Origin of the sequence: Gordonia bronchialis DSM 43247, assembly GCF_000024785.1 — a bacterium.
GTDB lineage: Bacteria > Actinomycetota > Actinomycetes > Mycobacteriales > Mycobacteriaceae > Gordonia > Gordonia bronchialis.
Window position 1 is genome coordinate 4670965 of sequence record NC_013441.1, and the last position, 22240, is coordinate 4693204.

Consider the following 22240-nt stretch of genomic DNA (forward strand, 5'->3'; position numbering starts at 1 on the left):
ATGCGAGTAGGAATGACGCTGCCGGTGATGGAACCGGGTCTGGACGCCAGCACCCTGCGGACGTGGGCGCACGCCATCGACGAGGGGCCGTTCTCGTCGCTGTGCTGGGGTGAACGCATCGCCTTCGACAACCCGGAGGCACTCACCCTGCTCGGCGCGGTGGCGGCCTGGACGGATCGGGTCCGGCTGGTGACGACGGTCATCGTCCCGCAACTGCACGATCCGGTGATGCTGGCCAAAGCGCTGGCGACCGGTGACGTCCTGAGTGGCGGCCGGCTCACCGTCGGGCTCGGGATCGGCGGCCGCCACGAGGACTATCGGGCGGTCGGCGCAGACGTGACCACGCAGAACATGCGCACGCTGGCCGAATCCGCCGCGACGATGCGGCGAGTGTGGAGCGGGGCGCGGCTCACCGACTCGGTCCTCCCGGTCGGACCGGCACCGTTCCAGACCGGCGGACCGGAATTGCACGTCGGCACCACCGGCCCCAAGACCATTCGCCACGCAGCCGCATGGGCATCCGGCGTGGCCGGGGTGACCCTCGACCTCGATCTGCACCGTCAGGGCGAACTCTTCGACATCGCACGGACTGCGTGGTCGGCACAGGACAAGCCCGCACCGCATCTCGCGACGTCGTTCTGGTTCGCCTTCGGCGACGACGGCAGAGCGCAGATCCACCGGCACCTGCGCCACTACATGAACTGGATCCCGGCGGACTTCGTCGACGCCATGGCCCCCACCACCGGCTGGTCCGGCAGCGCCGACGACCTATTGGCCACGCTGCGCGGGTTCGCGGCGATCGGCACCGACGAGGTGGTCCTCATCCCGACCAGCACCGATCTCGCGCAACTCGCGATCGCCGCGGAGGTCGCGGCGGAGTTCGCCTGATCGTCGTCGCCTCTAGCGGACGCTCATCCCCCGGGCTCGCGCGCGGCGTCGCGTCGTGCGGGCGTTGTCGACGGCCGCTCCGCCCGGGTCTCGTCGCTCCACCAGGAATCGTGGCGGGGTTCCACCACCACGCGGACGGTCGACGGGAATCGGCGCAGGGTGTCGTAGAGTGCCGTCGGGTCGGCTTTGAGGTTGGGCGGCAACTGGATCAGGACGGGGCCGAGGTGATCACCGAGCCCGTCGGCATGATCGAGGAACAGTGACACCGGCTCGGCGGGGTCCGTCAGCCGCCGGACATGGGTGAGATACCGACTCATCTTGGCCGCCATGGTGAAGCCCGCGGGCAGCTCACCGGCCCACTCGGCGAAGGTCGAGCGTTTCGGCAGTCGGTAAAAGGTGTTCACCTCTACCGTGCTGAACTCATCAGCAAAGTGGCGCAACCACTTTCGTTGCGGTAGGACCGTCGGGTACAGATGGCCGCGCCAGTCTCGGTACTGCCAGCCCGACGTGCCGATGTGCAGCATCCGAGGTCGTCACTCGCCGCGATAGTGCTCGCGGTAGAGCTCTTCCTCTTCTTCGGTCACCTCGGGCTGCAAGGGATCCTGCTGAACTCGGGACTCACCGTCGGAGGCAGCCAGTCGACGGCTGATCACCAGGAGTGCGACGGCGATGATGGTGACCAGCACGGCCGCCAACCCGAGCCACGGTGCAAGTGCCATGTTCCCCGCCGTTGCGCCGACGGCGAGAACGATGAGCAGCACCCCGGCGATCAGTGTGGGATAGCCGGCCAGGCCGATTGCCTTGACCGCGCGCGCATGTGGGGCTCGTCGATGATCGACCGAGCCCCGATCACGGGTTTGTGACCCCGATGGTGACCGGTCTGTCCGGGCTTTGTCGGTTGTGTGTTTCATTGGAAGATCCTTCGTTGTCCGGGGTCGGACAGATCGGCCCGGTCGGCGACGTCGGCAACACCGAGCTGACGTGCACAATGCGCGCAGCAGAAGGTGGTTCCGCCGGCCTGCACCCCGTGCCCGATGACCCGGCAACCGCAGTGTGCGCACCGTGGCGCCATGGCGTGGATCGCGCATTCAAAGCTGTCGAAAACTGCTTCGACTCGCTGCGTTCCGTCGTCCACGATGATGGTCATGGTCCGCGCGTATTCGTTTCCGCAGACGCTGCATACCGACATACTCGGTCGCCTCCTTGCCGAACCGACCGCAAGCCACCGATGGGAGTGAGAGTCGTGAATGTGGTTGAAAATCAACCCGATTGCTCACGACGCGACCTGCTGTCCCGGTTGGGGTGACGCGAGGTCGATCAGGTACCGGCCTCGCCTGCCAGCAGCTGGTGGCTGAACCGCTGTGTCTCACCCTACGGGCGGGTACGGCCGACTTCAAGGGTTCGGGCCGGTCCCGAGGCCGATGACCACCGTGGAGTCGCGCAGCTCCCACCCGGCCGGACCGTGTCCGTGCAGGTCATCCGACCACACCGGCGGCGGCCTCCCAGGTGCGTTTCTCCGCGTCGGGCCCCAGTGTCGCGGTCTGGGTCAGGATGATCTCGGTGGCCCCGGCGTCGAAGTAGCGACGCAGTCCGTCGGCGACGTGCCGGGCGTCACCGATCAGTCCGAGTTCGGCAGCGCGCGTGTGGCCGCCGAGGTCCAGGACCCGCCGGTAGGACGGAATCGTGTCGTAAAGTGCCGTGGCAGTGCTCAATTGGTCAAAGGCTGCGGCGGGATCGTCGGTGACCAGGGCGGGTACGAGGGGCACGATCCGCGGCTCCGGTCTACCGGACTCCCGGGCGGCTGTGGCGACGACCGGCACGATGTGCTGTTCGAGCACCGACGGTCCGGCGAGATTCGGCAGGATTCCGTCAGCCAATCGTCCCGACACCTCCAGGGCGCGCGGACCCAGGGCGGCGACGAGGATCGGCGGCACCGGTTCCGCACCGGGCAGACCGGTGGGAAGTGGTGTGGTGGAACTGATCTCGGTGCCGCGGAAATCACTGGACCCGGTGCGCAGCAAACTCCCGATGATGGTCAGGAATTCCTCGAGGCGTCGCACCGGGCGGCGGAAATCCACACCGTAGGTGCCCTCGATCAACGGTGCGGCACCGAGCGCCAATCCAAGTTCGAAGCGGCCGTGCGACGCGGCCTGCGCGGTCTGGGCGGCCGCCGCGACGTTGATGGGATGTCTGCTGAAGATGGGGACCGCGGACACGCCCACCCCGATCCCGGATACCTCTCGGGCGATCAACGCGGTCAGGGTGATCGCGTCGTAGTCGAACCGCTGCCCGAGCCAGACCTTGCCGAGGCCGGCATCGGCGGCCACCTGGGCGCGCACGATCGTCTCGTCGACTGCATTCTCGGGCTGCGCAAACCAGAGCGACGTGCCGATCACCGGGGAGTTCATGCCGGTGCCAACCGCACGCCGAGCCACGTCCATACCGCGTGGCGCCGCTACATCCATACTGATCCGAACCTTCGGACACGCCACTAGTGTCGACAGGGTGTCACGAGCGTCGTCATTCCGGTGGATCTGCCTGGCCTACGTGATCGCCGTCGGCGTAGGTCTCGCCTGGTTGATGTGGGGACCGGCGACCGACCATCTCTGGCTCGACACGCTCATCGCCGACGTGCTGGCCACCGTCGTCATCTTCGCCTTCAGCCGGGTGCACCACAACTCCAGCTTCTACGACGCCTACTGGAGCGTGATCCCGCCGCTGCTGGTGGTGTACTGGTGGGCGCGCGGGCCCGTCGGTCTCGACGCGTGGCATTGCTGGCTGATCGCGCTCGTCGTTGCCATCTGGGCAGTGCGCCTCACCGCGAATTGGGTCCGCACCTTTCCCGGTCTACACCACGAGGACTGGCGCTACCCGATGCTCAAACAGCGAGCCGGGCGGGCCGAGTTCGTCGTGGATTTCGTTGCCATCCACCTGATTCCGACACTTCAGGTGTTCCTCGGCATGGTCCCGGTCTATGTGGCCCTCACCCACGGCGACGCGCTGGGATGGCTGACGTGGGTGGCCTTCGCCGTGACGCTGGCAGCCGTGGTCCTCGAGACCGTCGCGGACCGTCAGCTCCAGCTCTTCGTCAGTACGGCCCAGCCCGGCGCGGTCATGGATCGCGGTGTCTGGGGATGGTCGAGGCATCCGAATTACCTCGGCGAGTTGGGATTCTGGTTCGGGCTCGCGCTGTTCGGTCTCGCGGCGATGCCTTCGCGCTGGTGGTGGATGTTCGCCGGCACCGCGGCCATGCTGGCGATGTTCCTCGGCGCCAGCATCCCGATGATGGAGAAGCGCAGCCTGGAGCGACGGCCCGCCTACGCCGGCGTGATGGATCGGGTGTCGATGCTCGTGCCGCGGCCGCCGCGCGCGAGAGCCGGGACCTGAAGATGGGGACCCGGGTGGTCGTGGCGGGTCTGGGGGACACCGGAACACTGTGTGCCATACACCTTTCCCAGTCCGCTGAGGTCGTCGGGATCTCCCCCAAACCCGGCCTGATCAGCGGGCAGGAACTCGGGATGCGTCTCGCGCGGCCGCACGCATGGGCGCGCGAGTACGCCCTGGGATACCACCGATATCGGGGTCTCGACCGGGTGTCCATTCGGCAAGCCCAGATCACCGCGGCCCACCTCGACACCGGCACCATCGAGATGATGCGGCCCGACGGCACCCGCACGACCGAACACTTCGACATCCTGATCATCGCCACGGGCGCACGCAACGGTTTCTGGCGCACGCCCGGAATACAGACGGCCGACGACGTGACAAGTACTCTGCGCGAAGATCATCAGCGGATAAGCGAGGCCGCGAGGGTGGCCGTGGTGGGTGGCGGGGCCTCAGCGGTCAGCGCAGCCGCCAACATCGCAGTGGGCTGGCCCGACAAACAGGTCGACCTGTACTTTCCGCATGCCGACGCACTCCTCGGGCACCACCCGCGCACGTGGCGACGGGTCCGGCGGCGGCTGCTCGACGCCGGCGTCCGGTTGCATCCCCACCATCGCGCCCGACTCCCCGTCGACGGTGTGCCCACCGGGCTGGGCGGAGACACCATCGGCTGGACCACCGGCCAGGCCGACACCACCGCCGATGTGGTGATCTGGGCAGTCGGCCGAGCACTCCCCAACACCGAATGGTTGCCCGCCGAGGTGCTCGACGACGCCGGGTTCGTCCGGGTCGATCCGAATCTCCGAATCCCCGCGTATCCCAACGTGTTCGCCGTCGGCGACGTCGCCGCCACCGATCCGCTGCGATCGTCGGCGCGCAACCGTGCCGACCGCCTCGTCGCCCACAATGTCCGCGCCTATCTCGCCGACCGTCCGCTGCGTGACTACCGCCCGCCCCGACGCCGCTGGGGCTCGGTCCTCGGGCCACAGCGCGACGGTCTCGAGGTGTTCACGCCCACCGGCCGGCACATCCGATTCCCGGCCTGGTCGATCGATACGGTGTTGTGGCCGTGGATCGTTCGGCGCGGAATCTCGCGGGTCGCCCGCAGTGGCGCCGTGACGCTGAGCTGTATGGCTTTCACCCTGCTCGCCGCCTGCAACTTCAGCGTCGGCGGAAGCGATGCGGTGGAGAACGCCGACGACATCGCCGTGGGCGAATGCCTGCAGATCGGCGACACCCTCGACGACGGAAAGGTCAAGGCCACTAAGGTGAGCTGCGACGGAAACGACGACCTGACCTTCTATGCGGCGGCCATCGTCGCCGAGAGTGCCGAATGCTCCGGCTCCAACACCTCGACACTGTCCTTCGCCGACGGCGACCAGAAACTGTGCATGACACCGAACTTCGACGCCGCGGCGTGCTACCAGATCCCGCTGTCGGGTGGCAGCCTGGTGGACTACCGCAAGGTCGACTGCGGTGCCACCGCCGAGGAGTCGACGATCTTCGCCGAATCCGTCACCCGCGCAGATGAATCCGTCACCTGCCCCACCGAGCAGACCAAATGGTCGTTCTCCCAGCCGGAATCCATCGGTTACTGCCTGCGGGAGGTGTGACCCGGGGCCCACACCCGGCTCAGCGGACGTCGACCACCGTGTGTGCCGCGGCGTCACCGAGGATCTTGTGCAGGTTGAACACCGGGCGATGCGATTCGAACTGGGTCTCGTACGGCACCTTCATGGTGGCGACGAGTTGCCCGAACCGGTTGTTGACCATGTCGGCGTAGCGTGGGAGCAACTCGGTGGTGACGTAGCGCCACCGCATGTCGAACACCGACCAATCCCAGTCGGCGATCGGGGTTTTCACGTTCAGGGTACGGCCATCGGCCAGCTTGGTGGTGTAGGTGAACGGGATGAAGTTGCGCAGCGCGGGCACCCCGGCGATCGACGGCGAACCCGCCAGCGTCATTGCATAGGTCAGCGCCGCGTGCACCCCGTCGGCCTTGCGGTAGTTGCGGACGTCGTCGAACTGCCACCCCACCACGTTGTACTGCTCACGACGCAGCAGGGTCTCGTTGCCTGCGGCGACCCGGGTGCGATCACCGGATGCGATGTCGCGCCACGCATTGCGCACACCGTCGTCGATGAGACCGGCGCGGCCGAACTCGTCGATCCCCGTGAGCCCGTCGCGGACGTAGGCCACGTGCAGCGGCATAAGGTCGGAGAAGATGGCCTTCTGCATCACCAGGATTCGCTTGGAGAACCAGGCGAGGTCGGCGGGCGTGATCTTGTCGGCGCTGTAGGCCAGGGTCTGCAGCCCCTTCGGGAAGATGCCGATGAAGCCGGGACCGGCAACGCGTGTGACCGCCTCGATGATCTGGGCGGCGAGCGGCTGCAGGCCGCGGATCGCGTAGATGTCGCTCATCATCACGACATCGGCGATCCCGCCGCCGAAGTCGGCGCCCACCAGTCCGGCCATTCCGGCCCACTGCAGATTGCCGTGATTGATCTGCAGGTCCTCGTAGTAGCGGTACGACTTGATCATGTTGCCGCGCATGGCATGGAAGCCCTGGTCGGGATTCCATCCGGCCAGGTCGATCCCGGCGCCGGTGGTCGCCTGCACCAGCCGGTACTGGAACAGCAGCGCGGCGTAACGGTGCGGGTCGATGCCGGAGGCGCGAGCCGCGGTCACCAGTCGGGTGAGTTGGGCCAGATCGGTGGGCAGTGCTTTGTTCACCCCGCCGCCGTGTTTGTCGGCGAAGCGGTTGGTGAGGGGGAGGTCGAGATACCGTTCGTACCCGGCAGCCGACGCCGGCGCCGCGGTCAGGGACGTGCCCAGGAGCGCGGCCAATACGGCGATGAGTCCGGCGGTCAGGGCAAGTCGGCGCGAACGGGAGGCAGACGTGAGCATGTCGGGGGGTTCCTCTCTGGCGCAGCGGAACCTACCGTGCGGTAAGTCGCGCCGTCAAAGCCGATCGCAGTCGCTTGCGAGCCGCGAATGCGCAGCTAAACGCTCATTTCTGGCGGGCCGGACCACGCGTCGATGTGATGAGACGCACACGTCGAATCGTCTCAGCCGGGCTCGGCGAAACGGAGGGGAAGGAAACCGTCCCCCAGGTTTGGTGGGCGGTCGACGGTCAGCGCGGCGCGGCGTCGACGAGGTCGTGCGTCACCCGGTAGGTCGCGCGCATCCGGGTCATCTCGTCGTCGCGGATCCGATACGACCGCTCCGCGAGCGCCTGCCGGCCACCGAACACCGTCCGGCGAACGGGCGCGACGAGCGACAGCACCGGGCCGACGCGGGCGAGTACATGCTTGAGGCGGGTGTCGGGGATGCCGAGCGCATCGGCATCGTCGTCGCCGATGAAGACGCGCTGCAGCCCGTGCATCAACGACGTCGCGGTGGCGCGTCGCCACTTCCGTGGCCCCGGAAGCACATTGGCGAGTTCGGGGACCAGGTAGTCGTCGGTGAGTGCGACGACGAAGTCGCGGTCATCGGGCCCGGGGCCGGGTGACGTCAGCCGGTAGAGCTCCTCGATACGGATATGATCGGCCGCCGAGGCCGGATTGAGATCCTCGGTCATGCCGACGACGTGACCGACGTAGCGCCACAGGTGATAGATGTCGTCGAGTTCGTCGTCGGAGAACCGGACGCCCAGCTTCTCCATCGCGTCGAGTGCGATGTGGCCGAACTCCGCCATCGTGAAGGCCATGTACGGCTGCGGGATCGGCACGCCCCAGGCCTCCTCATCCCAATCACCGCTGCGCCACAACATCTTCCGCACGTGCGCGTGGATCATCCGGACCCGCACCGTGGAGGCGAAACCGTCTCCGCCCCGGCGCATCCCACCGGGCGTGAGCACCTGCCGCAGCCACTCTCCCACCTCCACCGAGCGCACCGCGGGCTGTGACACGTAGCGCCCGGTCACCGCGAGAGGCTTGCCGGCGATGGTGTTGCCCGCACCCCGGACCAGTGACGCCGCGCCGAGCACGATGCCGAGCGCCGCGGTGTGCCGGATGAGCGCGTCGGCGGCGCGGTCGAGGCGATCATGGTCGAGCCAGTCGGGCTCGGTGTCGAGGAAGGCGAAGAGCGCACGCAGCGACGCAGGGGCATCGAGCACGGCGCCGATCCCGTCGGCGAGCGCTGTCCGCACCGCCGTGGTGGCCGATCCGCCGGCGAACTCGTCGGCGGCAACCGCGTCGGCCAGGTCGTCGGCCTCCCACATGGCGTCGAGCCACCTGTGTCCGGCGCGTCCGTAGCGGTCGATCGCGAGGTCGGCCCGGACGAGAGCGGTCGGGATTCCTCGCGTGTGGGTCTGCGTCGTGGCAGGCTGACGATCCATACTTCCATGGAAACACGAGGAATCCTCAGTTACTATTCACTTTTGATGGGCCCTGAGGATCGTCGTAAACAGGCAGTTCAACGTGGACGAACCACGCCCACCCAGCGTCGGGCACATGCGATGCGACAACAGATCCTCACATCTGCACTCGACCTGCTCTCCGGCGACGCCACCCGCCAACCGACGACCGCGCTACTCGCCCGGCACGCCCACGTCAGCATCGGGACGGTGTACCGCTACTTCGCCGACATGGATGCCATCGTCGAGGAGCTTCGGCTCGCCGCCGTTCACGACATCACCGCCTCCCTCGCGTCGGGCATCGGCCGGGCGATGGACGCCGAGCCGATGACCGCGATGGTCACGGTCGTGGAAACCCTCACGTCGGCCTTCGAGAAACACGGTGCCGTGCTGCGGGCATCGGTCACAGCCCGCGACACCGAACTCGGCGACGCCTGGGCCGAGGTGGAGGCGCCGTTGCTGCCCCTTGCCCGCATCCTCCCGATGCGGTTGCGCCCCGACCTCGACGACGCCGCGATCGACGACCTGGTGTTCATCACGATGGGCGCCACCGCCAGCATGTGCCTGCGGATCGCCCTATTACGTCCGCCGCAGGCCGACCGCAGCGCACTCATCGAAACCGCGGCGCGCATGCTGCTGGCGGCACTGGCACCGTGACATCAGCTGCTCGCGCGATCTGAATCCCCGTCGGAGAAGCTCTCGGCCGCATAGGTTTTCATCAGCGCGCGCTCGTGATCGCGCCGGGGATAGCCGAGGAACACCACCACCGCGCCGGCGAGCACGATCAGCACGGCCGCACCGTAGGCCAGCGTGTCACCGTGGACAAAGGCATCGCGCGCCGCGGCGATGATCTGCTCCGCGTACTGCGGATAGCGTTCGGCCAGAACCTCTGCGCTGGAGAAGGATTTGGTGAGCGCGGTCTCGGTCTGACTGGTGACCTGATCCGCATTCGGCGACGACGCGATGGACTCGCGGAGGTGATTGGCGTAGCCGGCGGTGGCGCAGATCGAACAGCGGAACCCGAACATGCAACTGGCGGTAGACGAAACAGCCGATTCCGATGATCGCGATCGCGGCCAGGATGTACACCGTCATGCGCATGTCGGATTCGGGTGCGAAGTTCAGTGCGAGGACCAGGGCACCGACCATCACGATCGAGAGCAGGCCTCCGAGATTGTCGACCTTCGCATCGTCGTCGCCGTGATCGGACGGAATCAATGCCAGTCCGGCGGCGACACCGCCCACGACCCGTGCTCCGAAGAGGACCTCGACGTTGCCCGCGAGGCCTGCCACCAGCGAGGCCGGGATGGTGAGCCCCGTGCCGAGGATCACCGTCATCTTGCGGCCGTGCCGGTCGCCGAGCGCGCCGAAGTACAGCACCGACGCGGCCAGCCCGAGCGAATATCCGACAGCGATCAGATTCAGCTGGGTCGACGACGCGTCGAGCTCACGTCCGATGTCGGGGAGCGCGACGTTGGCCACCGCGAGATTGATGTTCGCCACGCCCGCGACGAGGATCAGCGCGGTCAGGACCAGACCTGCGCGGGGCGGCGCGGTACCGGCGTCGACGGTGGTGGTCACTTGAGAAGCGTACGACCCGCGCGCACGACGTCACGGGCATTGCCGCAACTCACGGCGACCGACCGCGTGTGCGGTCAGATGCAGACGGAGATTGTGACCGGTCCGATCGGGATACCGAAGCAAAGCGACACCGACCCGAAGGCGCCCGCCGGAGTCGGTTGGACCGGTGCGGCGGAGGCGACTGCCGGAGAGGCAACGGCCAGACCGCCAGCGGCGGCGAGAGTGGCGACGCCCACCGTGATCCTGCGTTTCATCGTCGCTCCTCATGCGTTTGTCGCGTACATGTGACGGGAAGTTTACTCCTTATCCGTTGGGCGTCGCTCATCCGGCCGATCTGAGCAACCTGTGCTTGTGTGGTGCGGGTGAGCACGACACATCTCGGGCATGTCTTCCACGTCGCCGGGTCGCCGACCGTCGACGCGGCCGCGGCTGCTCTGGTGGAGATTCCCGACGGCGCGCTCGTGGTGGACGATGACGGAACCATCGTCTATTGCGGTCCGGCCGAGACGCGCCCGCAACGCTCCGGCGAGACCGTCGTCGAGCACGAATCCGCTTATCTCCTCCCGGGTTTCGTGGACACCCACATCCATTTCCCGCAGACCTATTCCGTCGACGCCTACGGCGGCGGGCAGTTGCTGGAGTGGCTCAACACATGCATCTTTCCGGCTGAGGCACGCCTGGCCGACCCCTCCTTCGCGCGGGAGGCGGCCCGCGATTTCACCGCGCGGCGGATCGCCACCGGCACCACCGCGGCGATGGTCTTCGGGTCCGCTTTCCCGGCCGCCCAGGATGCGTTGTTCACCGAGACCCGGCGGGCGGGGTTGCGGATCGTCAGCGGACGAGGGATACAGACCGTCGGCCCGGAGTCCGCGGCCGCGCTGCTCACCTCGGAATCCGACGCGATCGCGCTGGCTGCCGATGAGATCGCGCGATGGCACTGCGCCGACACCGCAGACCCGCGGACTGCACACCTGCAGGTGGCGCTCGTCCCCCGGTTCTCGTTGTCGGTCACCACCGACACGCTGCGCTCACTCGGCGAGCTCTACGACGACGTGCGGGACCGCGGCGTGTACGTACACAGCCACCTCAACGAGAACAATCGACCCGGCGACGGTGAGATCGATTCCGTGAAAGCACTTTTCGGTGTCGACTCCTATCTCGACACCTACGACGGCAGGTTCTTGCCGGGATCGGCCGTCGGGGGCCCCAGTCTGCTGGGGCGCCGCACCATCATGGCGCATGCGGTGCACTGCTCCGACGACGAACTGCACCGGATGGCCAACACCGGCACGTCGATCGCGCATTGCCCTGTCTCCCAACTGTTCTTGGGTTCGGGCACCATGCCGTGGAAGTGGACCACCGCAGCCGGGGTGACCGTCGCGGCCGGCAGCGACGTCGGTGCCGGTGACGAATGGCTGATCTCGCAGGTGCTCTCGGACACCTACAAGGTCCACATCTCCGAGCCCGGTGACGCGTCGGTCTCGCTGCACCCCGCCGAACTCCTGTTCACCGGAACCCTCGCCGGGGCACGGGCACTCGACATGGAAGAGCGGTTCGGGAACTTCGACGTGGGCAAGGACGCCGACTTCCTCGTCATCGAACCGCATCGCTGGCCACCGCTGGAACAGGCACTGCGGCAGGGCATTCGCGCCGACGATCCCGCACTGGCCCGCGATCAGCTGCTGTTCACCCTGCTCATGGGGCTGCGGGAACCGGCGATCGCGCAGGTCTATGTGGCGGGCTCCCGCGTGGGCGGCGAGTAGAGTCCAGCGTCGTTTGCGCACGACTCACCCGTCACCGCGGCCCTCCGCACGCGCCGTCGCGCATCTCGATCCGGCTCAGAGCCGATGCCCGTCCCACTCGTGATCGTGCATGAACCCCTCGGCCAGACCCACCTTGTACCGAACGCAACTGCGCAGGATGCCCGCATAGGCAATCGGCAGCATCACCGCGGGCATCTGATCTCCCTGACAGGTGATCACGTCGTCGGAGCCTCGGAAGTCACGGAAGAACTGGCGAATCGTCCTGTCCCGGCGGGACTCTCGTCGCCAACCCTAGAGCAGCATGCCCAGTCCGATCATCTCGTTCACGTCGGCGGCGGGTTCGATCACCGGCGCATCCGGGTCGAGATCGAGGAATGCCCGGTCGATTCCGTCCTCGGGGGCGAACATCATGATGCCGCTGGTGGCACGAGGGTTGCATTCGATGCAGAACAGACCGTCGGCATCCTCGATGAAGTCGAAGCCGATCTGGCCGGTGAATCCGATGTCGGCGACGAAATCCTTGACCCACGTGAAGATTCCGTCATGTCGGGCCGAGGTGAAGTTGAGACACGAGCTGCCGTCGATCGCATAATCGACGGGGTAGGTCGCATGCGCGCGGATGCGGCCCTCGTGGCACACCGAGTAGGTGCAGTACTTGTCGCCGGACGCCCACTCCTGGGCGATCCACGGGTTGTCGGCATCGTGATCGAGGCCGGAGAGGTCGTCACCGGGAAACACCTTGTGCACCTTCTGCGAACCGCGCGAGTACACCTTCTTCAGCGCGAAGGGCTCGGTGAAATCCAGCGCGGGAACGTCTTCGGGTCCGACCACCTGCGCGTACTTGCGCGTCGGGATTCCGCGTTCGGTGAGGAACCGCTGGAACTCGTATTTGTGATGCAGCCGGTTCTCGAGCTCGAAATCCGAGAGGAAGAGCCCACATTCGGGCGGGAAGATGTCCATCATCATCGCGATGATGTCGGTTTCCTCATGAATGGGGATCACGAGGTCGATGCGTTCGGCGGCGACGATGCGCGCCAGCGCGTGGCAGTACTCGCGCGGGGCGAACTTCGGCGGCGGCACCTTGTGGAATCCGGACACCGCTTTGGAGAACCGCCCGATCCCGATCGGGATGCTGTCGACCAAGGTGACGTGATGGCCACCCGCGGCCATCAGCCGGGCCAGCTCAAGAGTCAGGAACGATCGGCCGAAGGTGATGAGAATGCGCTTGGGGTCGGGGGTGTGCCCGCGGCGGAAGGTGTGCACTGCTGCGAGTCTAGGGCGTGTCTCCCAATTCCACTGCGAGGGATCAGGAGACATGCCCTGGTGAGTTGGGAACGCACGGCGGGCGTGGTGTCCCTGCGTGCCACCCGGCTCCGGGGGCGTGATGAGATATGCGGGGGGCGGAATAGTGAGTACACCCCGGATCGTTTGTCTTGCTAGTGGCCCGTGTTTGAAATTCGTTTACGTTTGATTTTGTCGAGTATTTCATTCGCGGGTTTGGTCCACACAAATGGTTCGCAGCGGGTGTTCCAGCTGGTGACGAATCGGCGGATGGCGGCGACGAGGTCGGGAACGCTGGTGAAGGTGCCGCGGTGGATCGCTTGGCGTTCGATGATGGCGAACCAGGCCTCGATCATGTTCATCCAGGATCCGGAAGTCGGTGTGAAATGCACTGTGATCCGGGGGTTCTGGGCGAGCCAGTCCTTTACCTCGGCTTTCTTGTGGGTGCCGTAGTTGTCCATGACCAGGTGCAGGTGGTGGTCGGGATAGGTTTTCGCGACGTGTTTGAGGAACGCGAGGAACTCTTGATGGCGGTGACGCGGTTTGCATTGGGTGGTGACCTCGCCGGTGGCGATGTTTAGTGCGGCGAACAAGGTCGTGGTGCCGTGACGAATGTAATCATGCGTGCGTTGCTCGCAGTGCCCCGGCGCCATCGGCAACGTCGGTTGAGTGCGGTCGAGAGCCTGGATCTGGCTTTTCTCATCGATGCTGAGCACGATCGCATTCTCCGGCGGATTCATATACAGGCCAACAACATCGACCACCTTGGCGTCGAGGTCGGGGTCGTTGGAGAACTTGAACGTCTCGCTGCGCCAGGGGGTGACCTTGTACTTGCGCCACACCCGCGAGACCGTGGTGTGATCGACCCCGACCCGCGGCGCCAACAAGCGGGCCGACCAGTGGGTGACTCCCAGAGATTTCGGTGGCCGCTGCAAGGTGGCGGCGATGATCTTGGACTCGTCAATCTCGGTCGGGCGCCCCGAGCGCTGCTCATCGACCAACGCCTCCACCCCACCAACCCGGTAGCGCTGCAGCCACTTGTCGACCGTCGGCCGTGACACCCCCACCACCGCGGCAATGTCGGCCTTCGCTGTTCCATCGGCTGACATCAAACACATCCGAGCCCGCCGCGTCAGACCGGCCGGCGTCGTCGAAGCCCGCACCAACCCCTCCAACCGTGCCCGATCCCCATCAACCAACAACAGCGGAGCCGCAGCACGATTCACCATTCCCACATACTATCAAACGTAAACTATTTTATCCCCCGGACCACTAGCTTGAGCTCAGGTGTGTCCGATTTGCGGTCCACGCAGCTGAGTCGGCGCGGGGGTTCGATATACCCGGTGAGCTGCAGATTTGTCGGTGTAATGCGGAAGGCGGGTCATGTTTCTGGTCGGCGTCATCTCTGCGTGCCTGGCTGCGGTGGCCTACGGGATGTCGACCGTGCTGCGTGCGCTCGGTGCCCGTCGTGTGGCCAACGAGGCGCGTGAGGAGGGCGACGCTCACACCAACGCCTCCGGCAGTCCCACGCTGCAGTCCACATTGTCGACCTTCGTCGACCCCGCGTTCATCCTCGGTACGACGATGGTCGTCATCGGTTTTGCCGGCGGCGCCATCGCCGCGCGGTTCCTCCCGCTGTTCCTGTCCCAGACCATCGTGTCGGCAAACCTGGTGGTCACCGCCCTGCTCGGCACGATCATGCTCAACATTGCCCTGCACACCCGCGACTGGATCGCGATCTGGCTCGTCGTGTTGTCGTTGTGTCTGCTCGGGGTGTCGTCGTCGCATCACACCGGCGGCGGCCAGGAACGATCCCTGCACTGGGGCCTGTTCTTCGCGACGCTCGCCCTGTGCGCGCTGTCGCTGTTCGCGGTGTACCGCCTCGGTAAGCACGGCGCGATCGTCGGCGGTGCCGCCGCGGGTTTCCTGTTCGGCGTCATCGCGATCGCCGTCCGCGTCCTCGACGGTGTACATCCCTTCGACGGGGTCGCCCTGATCAGCGATCCGGCGGCGTGGACCATTGCCGTGGCCGGCGCCACCGGCTTCTTCGTGCAGACCGTCGCGCTGCAACTCGGTGCGGTCAACGGCGTCACCGCGGTCCTGGTCGTCGGCGAGACCGCCGGACCGAGTCTGGTGGGCGTGCTGTTCCTCGGGGACACCGCCGAACCCGGTCTGGGCTGGCTCGCGATCGTCGGCTTCATCGGCGCCGTCATCGGTGCGGTGCTCGTGGCCTGGTACGGCTCGGGCGATCCGGATCACTTCGGCGAGGCACCGCCGATGAAGGGCGGGTGGCGCCGCGGACGCCGTGAGGACGAGGACGCCGCCCGCGACAACGACGACGTCGAGACGTGCGACGTCGACCATCTGCCTCTCGACCCGTTCGGCATGCCGATCCGGTTCGTGCCGCGGGACGGCGAACACCAAGACTGACCAGGACGACAACGCTGCGCCATCGAGTGCGGTTGACACCGGCCCATCGGGTCGAGACTGTTGTCCCATGACCTCGTCTGTCGAGAAGACCACGCCGTCCGCCGCCCGCACCGCCTACGAAACCCTCGAACCGTTCCACGTTCTCGCGTACTTCAATCCCGGACTCGGCGATGCCTTCCGCGACACCGCGCTCGATCCGCACGCCTTCTATGTGGGCGCTCGCGGGGCGCCGCTCGGCTCCTGCGTGCCGTCGGTGGTGGCGTCGACCTTCTACAACTTCTCCCCCGACCTCATCTCGAAGGCGTGGACGGCTGCGCTCGGCGTCGGCCTCGACACCGTGACCGCACGTCGTGACGCCATGCTCGACGAGCAGTTGCGTGCCATTCTCGGGGATGCCGCCGACGACTCGTCGATCGCCGAGCTGACCGCCGGCTATCGCGATCTGGCCGTCGGGTTGCCGCTGGGCGGGCGCGCCCTCGCCGCCGGCTGGGCGGCCGCGGCACCTCCGGAATCGCCGGTCGTCGCGCTCTGGTATGCGATCGCCGTGCTGCGAGAATGGCGCGGCGACAACCACATTGCCGCCCTCGTGCTCAACGGTCTGCACGGTATCGACGCCGTCGTCTTCCATGAGGCGCAGCTTCCCGACCCCACCGTCACACGTCGGGTCCTCGGCCGCAAGATGGTGCAACTGACCCGCGGCTGGTCCGACGACGACTGGGATGGCAGCGTCGCGCGGCTCGCCGACCGAGGTCTCATCGACCGCGGCGAGGACGGTCACGTCCTCACCGCCGACGGTGCCGCGGTCTACGACGACATCGAGGCCACCACCGACGCGCTCGGCGAATCGGTGTGGTCGGTGCCCGGCGCAAGTGACCTCGTGACGCGCACCCGACCGCTCGTCAAAGCGGTCCTCGACGCCGGGGTACTGCCGGGAACCAAGAAGAAGGGCTGATTCGGCCACGAATCAATGCCGCGCGCAGTACATGTGGAGGGTGCTCAACGACGACATCGCCGCGATCAAGACCCTCAAGTACCGCTACTTGCGCGCACTCGACACCAAGGACTGGGAGTCGTTTGCCGCGACGCTCACCGACGACGTGACCGGAAACTACGGGGAGAGCCTGCAGTTCGGCAATCGGGACGAACTCGTCGGCTACATGCGTGCCAACGTCGGGCCCGCGGTGATCACCGAGCATCGCGTTGATCACCCCGAGATCGAGATCGGCGGTGACGAGGCGTCCGGCCGCTGGTACCTGCAGGATCGCGTGATCGTGCCCGACTTCGAGTTCATGCTGATCGGCGCCGCCTTCTACGACGACCGCTACCGCCGCACCCCCGACGGCTGGCGGATCAGCGCCACCGGTTACGACCGCACCTACGAGGCGACGATGAAACTCGCCGACGTACCGAGCTTCACGGTCCGCACCGGGGCGGCCATCCACACCTGAGTCCGCCTGCAGCCATGCCACATTCGGAGCCGCACCGTCTGCCGTCGGATCATGTTTTCGCCGACCGGCGGGCGGCCGGGCGGCATCTGGGCCGGCTGGTCTCCGACGTGGTGCCCGATACGCGTGACGTCGTCGTACTCGGGCTGGCACGCGGCGGGGTGCCGGTGGCCCGTGAGGTGGCCGACGCCCTGGGCGCCGACCTCGACACGCTGGTGGTCCGCAAGATCGGCGCCCCCGGGCATTCCGAGTTCGCGATGGGTGCCATCACCCACGGCGGGCACGTGGTGATCAACGACGACGTCCCCCGCCGACTCGGTGTCGGGCCCGACCAGTTCGACGACGCCGTCGCCCACGAACGCCGCATCCTCGACGAGAGACTTGCGCTCTATCGGGCTGGGCGCGAACCCCTCTCGGTCACCGGCCGGGTGGTGATCCTCGTCGACGACGGGCTGGCGACCGGGTCCTCGATGTCGGTCGCGATTCACGCGGTGCGCGCCTGGTCGGCGTCGAGAGTGCTTGTCGCGGTCCCCACCGCCCCGGCCGACGCCACCGACGCCATGCGTGCGGTGGGCGCCGACGAGGTGATCGTCGTCGTCATGCCGTCGCCGTTTCATGCTGTCGGCCAGTCGTATTCGGACTTCCGGCAGGTGAGTGACGAGGAGGTGGTGGCGGCGCTCGGGCACCGGCCACCGGCTGATGGTTGAGCCACACCCAGCTGCTGATCGAGCCGCCATCCCCGCCTTCTCCGCGAAGGTTTCAGCCGTCCTTGAGGAGCAGCGCGGCGATCTCCGAACGGTCGGTGATGTCGAGTTTGGTGCAGGCGCGGTAGATGTGGCCCTCGACGGTGCGGACGGAGACCGTGAGTCGCTGTGCGATCTCCTTGTTGGACAGGCCGGCCGCGACGAGGTTGGCAATCTCTCGTTCGCGAGATGTCAGCGGCAGCGGGCGGGCGGCTTCGACCAGGGCCGGGGTGCGCAGCCCACCGCATTCGGCGGCGAGGCGGTTGGCTACCGCAGCCGACGCCACCGTCGCCGACCGATTGGATTCGGCGTCGTGCAGCTCACTTGCCTGAGCGGCCGCGTCCGCCGCCGACAGGCGTACACCCAGCTTTTCGAAATCGACTGCGCAGAGGTCCAATTCGATGGCATCGCCGGCAGCGAGCGCGGCGGCGTGGCGGGCGTACTCACGCACGAGGGGGCCGTCGACGGTCGCGGCGATCTCAGCGAGGCGGTCACCGACGGTGGCGTCACCGAAACGGGCCGCGCTGTGCAGCGCCTCCGCCTCGATGGCGATCTGCCCCGAGTCGCGCGCCTTCGCCGCGGCGGCGTGCGCGAGTTCGACTGCGTTGCTGATGGTGCCGGCCGCCGCCGACTGCCAGGACTCGGCCACCGCCAGCATCGGACCGAACACCGCCACGTTGCGGCCGTACTTCGCGCGGGCCTTGCGCAGCGCGGACTCGGCCTTGTCCACCTGCCCCAGCGCACTGAGCGCCTGCACCAGATAGATGTGGGCCGGATAGTTCCAGGAGAGCGAGAAATTCTCCCCGTCCAGGATGGCGAGCGCCTGCTCCATCCGACGCACCACGGATGCGCAAGCCCCCCTGGACAATTCGACGGCGGCCACCAGGATCTCCGACATCGCCCAGCCGAGGTACTGGGCGGTGTTGGCGAAGTCGACGTAGCGCTGGACGGCCTGATCACCGTCGTCGAGCCGGCCGGCCAGAGTCAGGGCGAGCATCTCACCGAAGGCCGTCGGGAAGCGAAGCATACCGTCGACCTCGACGCTGCGCCCGCGGTTCGCGATGGCTTCCACCTCGCCGCCTCGTCCGCTCAGTGCGCGGGATAGGCTGCCGCCGAACACAGCCCACTCGATCGCCCACGGCAGCGGCCGCTCGTCGGCGAACACCTCGTCGGACAGTGCGATCGCGTCGTCGAGGCGATTCTCGAACAGCGCGCACGCCGACGCGATGCCCGTGACGATCGGGATCAGCACCGGAGTGGTCACCCGCTCGCGGACCAGTTCCAGGTAGGTCTGCGCGCGCTGGGCGTCACCCACCGCCCAGAACATGTTGCCTACCCGCAGCAAACCCCACCGCAGGATCTGTCCTTCGTCGAAGTCATCGGGCGAGAACCGGCTCAGGATCTCCTCGGCCTCGTCCGGATGGCCCTGCCACATCAATGCGCGGGCCAGCAACTCCGCCTCGTCGAGACCACCACCTTCGGCGAGTGCGGCGCGGGCAAACCGTTCACCCATCGGGATCTGCGCCAGATTCATCGCGTCCCGCGCGGCGGCGCCCAGCAGACCCAGGTCGAGGTCGACGTCGCTCTCGATGGCGAGATCGGCCAGCCGGATGCGCTGGGCGGGTGTCGACTGCGGACGCGACCGCAGCGCATTGACCAACTGCCCGCGCAGCCGCCGCGAGGAGACGATGCCGAGTCGCCGCCGGATGACCTAGCCGAAGAGCGGATGATGGAAGCCGACGTTGAGCTGCCGGCCATCGCGGACGATGCGTACCAGGCCGGCGATCTCGGCTTCTTCGACGGCTTCTTCACCGGCGAGTTCGGCGAGCACGTCGATGTCGAGCGGTTCACACAGGCTGAGGTACTTCAGGGCGGTCAGGACCGAGTCGTCGAGCTGCTCGATCCGGCCCTCCAGCAGCGACGCCAGCTCAGAGGTGATCGCCGCTCGCCCGCGTAATTGCCAGACCCCCTTGACCTGACGCAGCGTGTTGGCCTGCCGGGCGCCCTCGACGAGGTGCCGCAGGAACAGTGCGTTACCGCCGGAGGCCTCCCACATCAGATTGGCCGAGTGCTCCTCGAGCTGACCGCCGAGAACGGATTCGATGAGGTCGACGCTCTGGTCTTTGGTGAACGGCGACAACGTGATCCGGGTGAGGTGGTTGTCCTTCCAGAGTGAGGTCACCGCGTCCGGGACCGCCTCGCCGCTGCGAACGGTGGCGACGATGTGTACGGCCCGGTCGATCGCGAGTTGGTGCAGCAGCGTCGCCGACAGCTCGTCGAGCAGATGCGCGTCGTCGACGCCGATCACCACGTCACCGGCCGACAACAGGGATTCGCGGGCGGCGGCGAGGTAGGTCACCGGGTCACTGGATGTCGACGGCCCGACCAGGTGGGCGAAGACCCCGAGCGGGATGGAGCGTGCCGACTCGGTGCCGGCGACCCACCGCACGCCGGTGTGCAACCCGGCGGTGACGTGTCGCGCAAGGGTGGTTTTGCCGACGCCGGAGTCGCCCGTCAGGACCACCCCGCACCCGGTGGTCTCACCGCGTAGGGCGGCCTGGATGGTGCGGAACTCACGCTCGCGCTCCACCAGCGGCCAATTCCCGGACATAAGAGGAGATTTTAGACTCATCGGGGGTGCCCGAACACCCAGAGGAGTCAAGTGTGACCGAAAGGCCCACGCAGCGGTGTCGCCGCCCGGTGATGATCAGGCGTCGCGGGCGTTGACGGCGGCGATCGCCGCCCCGAACAGCACTGCGGTGAAAACCACGAAGTAGATCAACGAACCGTAGATGTTCCAGTGGAAATCACCGCCGCCGCCCGACAGGAATCGCCAGCCGTTGGTGAACGGCAGGAACGGCTGCACGTGCTCGCCGACCTTCGGGATGATGGTGATCAGGTTCTCCAGCAGCAGCATCCACACCAACATGATGGTCACGGCCCCGGCGGTCTGCCGGATGAGTGCACCGACGGCGATCCCGATGAGCATCGAGCAGGCGACGAAGACCGGGGTCCCCCAGATCTGGCGGATGGTGTCCGAGGTACCCCAGTCCACGCCGTCGACCCAGATCCCCTGTGCGATGAGCAGTCCGATGACCGTGAGGATCAGGGCGACAACGAATCCCACACCGCCGAACACGGCACCCTTGGCAGCCAGCACCCGCCAGCGCCGCGGCGTGGCCGCGAACGATGACCGGATGGTGCCGAAGCGATATTCGGTGGTGATGCCCAGGATGGCCATGATGGTCAGGACCGCCACACCGAACTGGTTGAGCCCGTAGAGGAAGAAGTAGGCGGCGTTGTCGACGGGTAGCGAGCCACCCCCGGACGACAGCAGCGCTGCCAGACCCAGGGCGAGCAGCACCACGATCCCCACACACCAGTACGGCGATCGCGTGGAGGTGAGTTTGATCCGCTCGGCGTTGATGGTCGCGATCATGCCGGTCCCCCTGCTCCGCCGCCCTGGTACTCCACCGCGTCGGCGGTGACCTGCATGAAAACCTCCTCGAGTGATGCCGTTTCCTCGGCGAGTTCGTGCAGCACCACCCCGGCGGCCGCCGCGATGTCACCCACCTGGTCGGTGGTGGCGTCGGGGACCAGCATCACCGGGCGACCCTTGGCGTCGTTGGGGCCGGGCGCCGGCGAGAACCCGGCGTCGGCGAGGGCGACGTGGAGTTGTTCGAGCTGCGGTCCGCGTACCCGCGCCGATGTGGTGGCGCGGCCGGTGAACTCACTCACCGAACAATCCGCGATCAGCCGGCCGCGACCGATGACGACGAGATGGTCTGCGGTCAAAGACATCTCGGCCAGCAGGTGACTGGAGACGAAGACGGTCCGCCCCTCGTCGGCGAGCCGGCGCATGAAGCCGCGGATCCAGACGATGCCCTCGGGGTCGAGTCCGTTGACGGGCTCGTCGAAGAGCAGGGTGTGTGGGTCACCGAGCAGTGCGCCGGCCAGCCCGAGACGCTGCGACATGCCGAGCGAGAACCCACCGGCCCGTTTACCCGCGACCGAACCGAGTCCGACGATCTCGATGACCTCGTCGACGCGGCTCACCGGGATGTTGTTGCTCGCGGCCAGCCACCGCAGATGCGATCGGGCGCTGCGGTTGGGATGGACCCATTTGGCGTCGAGCAGTGCGCCGACCTGCCGGATCGGATTCTCCAGATCGCGGTAGCGCTGCCCATGGATGCTGACCGAACCCGCGGTGGGGCGATCGAGGTCGAGCATCATGCGCATCGTGGTGGACTTGCCGGCACCGTTGGGGCCCAGGAAGCCCGTTACCCGGCCCGGCTCGACGTCGAAGGTGAGGTCGTCGACCGCCCGTTTGTCGCCGAACTCCTTGGTGAGGTTCTGGACTCGCAGCAC

The 22240-nt window shown here is 67.1% G+C and carries 18 protein-coding genes and 4 pseudogenes; 9 read left to right on the plus strand and 13 right to left on the minus strand.

Annotated features, from left to right (window positions below):
- Positions 1-888: an LLM class flavin-dependent oxidoreductase gene (locus GBRO_RS21685; protein ID WP_041920028.1), complete on the plus strand. Its 888-nt coding sequence runs from the start codon at positions 1-3 to the stop codon at positions 886-888.
- A gap of 83 nt (positions 889-971) precedes the next feature.
- Here the strand turns inward: GBRO_RS21685 and GBRO_RS21690 are convergent.
- From GBRO_RS21690 to GBRO_RS21705, 4 genes and pseudogenes are all read right to left on the minus strand, one after another.
- A pseudogene (locus GBRO_RS21690) lies at positions 972-1412 on the minus strand (DUF72 domain-containing protein); the annotation flags it as partial.
- Between the two features lie 9 nt (positions 1413-1421).
- The gene (locus GBRO_RS21695) at positions 1422-1799 is read right to left on the minus strand and encodes a hypothetical protein (protein ID WP_012835998.1); all 378 of its coding nucleotides are present in this window, start codon (positions 1797-1799) and stop codon (positions 1422-1424) included.
- Positions 1796-2035 carry a hypothetical protein gene (locus GBRO_RS21700; protein ID WP_317629916.1) on the minus strand — a complete coding sequence of 80 codons (240 nt, stop codon included), beginning with the start codon at positions 2033-2035 and terminating at the stop codon, positions 1796-1798. Before GBRO_RS21700 ends, GBRO_RS21695 begins: the two co-directional genes overlap by 4 nt.
- A 328-nt stretch (positions 2036-2363) precedes the next feature.
- Complete coding sequence (locus GBRO_RS21705) at positions 2364-3296, minus strand: TIGR03564 family F420-dependent LLM class oxidoreductase (protein ID WP_041920765.1); 933 nt, start codon at positions 3294-3296, stop codon at positions 2364-2366.
- 97 nt (positions 3297-3393) lie between these two features.
- Between GBRO_RS21705 and GBRO_RS21710 the strand changes: the two genes are divergently transcribed.
- Complete coding sequence (locus GBRO_RS21710; RefSeq protein WP_012836002.1) at positions 3394-4275, plus strand: DUF1295 domain-containing protein; 882 nt, start codon at positions 3394-3396, stop codon at positions 4273-4275.
- Between the two features lie 2 nt (positions 4276-4277).
- Positions 4278-5885, plus strand: a complete 1608-nt coding sequence (locus tag GBRO_RS21715; protein WP_012836003.1) for an FAD-dependent oxidoreductase — start codon at positions 4278-4280, stop codon at positions 5883-5885.
- Between the two features lie 19 nt (positions 5886-5904).
- On the opposite strand, the gene GBRO_RS21720 is transcribed toward GBRO_RS21715, so the two are convergent.
- Together GBRO_RS21720 and GBRO_RS21725 are read right to left on the minus strand one after the other, a co-directional pair.
- Positions 5905-7179 (minus strand): hypothetical protein, encoded by a 1275-nt coding sequence (locus GBRO_RS21720; RefSeq protein WP_012836004.1) that lies wholly within the window; start codon positions 7177-7179, stop codon positions 5905-5907.
- Between the two features lie 226 nt (positions 7180-7405).
- Entirely contained in the window at positions 7406-8611 is a 1206-nt protein-coding gene (locus GBRO_RS21725; protein WP_012836005.1) for an oxygenase MpaB family protein, read from the minus strand.
- Between the two features lie 120 nt (positions 8612-8731).
- Here GBRO_RS21725 and GBRO_RS21730 point away from each other — a divergent pair, with 120 nt between their 5' ends.
- Entirely contained in the window at positions 8732-9286 is a 555-nt protein-coding gene (locus tag GBRO_RS21730; RefSeq protein ID WP_012836006.1) for a TetR/AcrR family transcriptional regulator, read from the plus strand.
- Positions 9287-9288: 2 nt separating this feature from the next.
- Here GBRO_RS21730 and GBRO_RS21735 read toward each other — a convergent pair.
- Positions 9289-10165 (minus strand): annotated as a pseudogene (locus GBRO_RS21735) (MFS transporter).
- 119 nt (positions 10166-10284) lie between these two features.
- Positions 10285-10464, minus strand: a complete 180-nt coding sequence (locus GBRO_RS25545) for a hypothetical protein (RefSeq protein ID WP_012836007.1) — start codon at positions 10462-10464, stop codon at positions 10285-10287.
- A 108-nt stretch (positions 10465-10572) separates the two neighbouring features.
- On the opposite strand from GBRO_RS25545, the gene GBRO_RS21745 reads away from it, so the two are divergent.
- A complete protein-coding gene (locus GBRO_RS21745) occupies positions 10573-11973 on the plus strand; it encodes an amidohydrolase family protein (RefSeq protein ID WP_041920768.1) in 1401 nt (466 codons plus the stop codon).
- Between the two features lie 75 nt (positions 11974-12048).
- Here GBRO_RS21745 and GBRO_RS21750 read toward each other — a convergent pair.
- Positions 12049-13143: pseudogene (locus GBRO_RS21750) on the minus strand (ATP-grasp domain-containing protein).
- Between the two features lie 266 nt (positions 13144-13409).
- Positions 13410-14483, minus strand: a complete 1074-nt coding sequence (locus tag GBRO_RS21755) for an IS630 family transposase (RefSeq protein WP_012832538.1) — start codon at positions 14481-14483, stop codon at positions 13410-13412.
- Positions 14484-14637: 154 nt separating this feature from the next.
- Here GBRO_RS21755 and GBRO_RS21760 point away from each other — a divergent pair, with 154 nt between their 5' ends.
- The 4 genes from GBRO_RS21760 to GBRO_RS21775 all read left to right on the plus strand — a co-directional run bounded on the left by GBRO_RS21760 (position 14638) and on the right by GBRO_RS21775 (position 17836).
- Positions 14638-15684: a DMT family transporter gene (locus tag GBRO_RS21760; RefSeq protein ID WP_012836011.1), complete on the plus strand. Its 1047-nt coding sequence runs from the start codon at positions 14638-14640 to the stop codon at positions 15682-15684.
- A 67-nt stretch (positions 15685-15751) separates the two neighbouring features.
- A complete protein-coding gene (locus tag GBRO_RS21765) occupies positions 15752-16636 on the plus strand; it encodes an SCO6745 family protein (protein WP_012836012.1) in 885 nt (294 codons plus the stop codon).
- 31 nt (positions 16637-16667) lie between these two features.
- Positions 16668-17132 carry a nuclear transport factor 2 family protein gene (locus GBRO_RS21770; RefSeq protein WP_012836013.1) on the plus strand — a complete coding sequence of 155 codons (465 nt, stop codon included), beginning with the start codon at positions 16668-16670 and terminating at the stop codon, positions 17130-17132.
- A 14-nt stretch (positions 17133-17146) separates the two neighbouring features.
- On the plus strand, positions 17147-17836 hold the full coding sequence (locus GBRO_RS21775; RefSeq protein ID WP_012836014.1) for a phosphoribosyltransferase: 690 nt from the start codon (positions 17147-17149) through the stop codon (positions 17834-17836).
- Between the two features lie 52 nt (positions 17837-17888).
- On the opposite strand, the pseudogene GBRO_RS21780 reads toward GBRO_RS21775, so the two are convergent.
- From GBRO_RS21780 to GBRO_RS21790, 3 genes and pseudogenes are all read right to left on the minus strand, one after another.
- Positions 17889-20483: pseudogene (locus GBRO_RS21780) on the minus strand (LuxR C-terminal-related transcriptional regulator).
- A 96-nt stretch (positions 20484-20579) separates the two neighbouring features.
- On the minus strand, positions 20580-21311 hold the full coding sequence (locus tag GBRO_RS21785; RefSeq protein ID WP_012836015.1) for an ABC transporter permease subunit: 732 nt from the start codon (positions 21309-21311) through the stop codon (positions 20580-20582).
- Positions 21308-22240 (minus strand): ABC transporter ATP-binding protein, encoded by a 933-nt coding sequence (locus tag GBRO_RS21790; RefSeq protein ID WP_012836016.1) that lies wholly within the window; start codon positions 22238-22240, stop codon positions 21308-21310. The genes GBRO_RS21785 and GBRO_RS21790 overlap by 4 nt, the downstream gene beginning before the upstream one ends.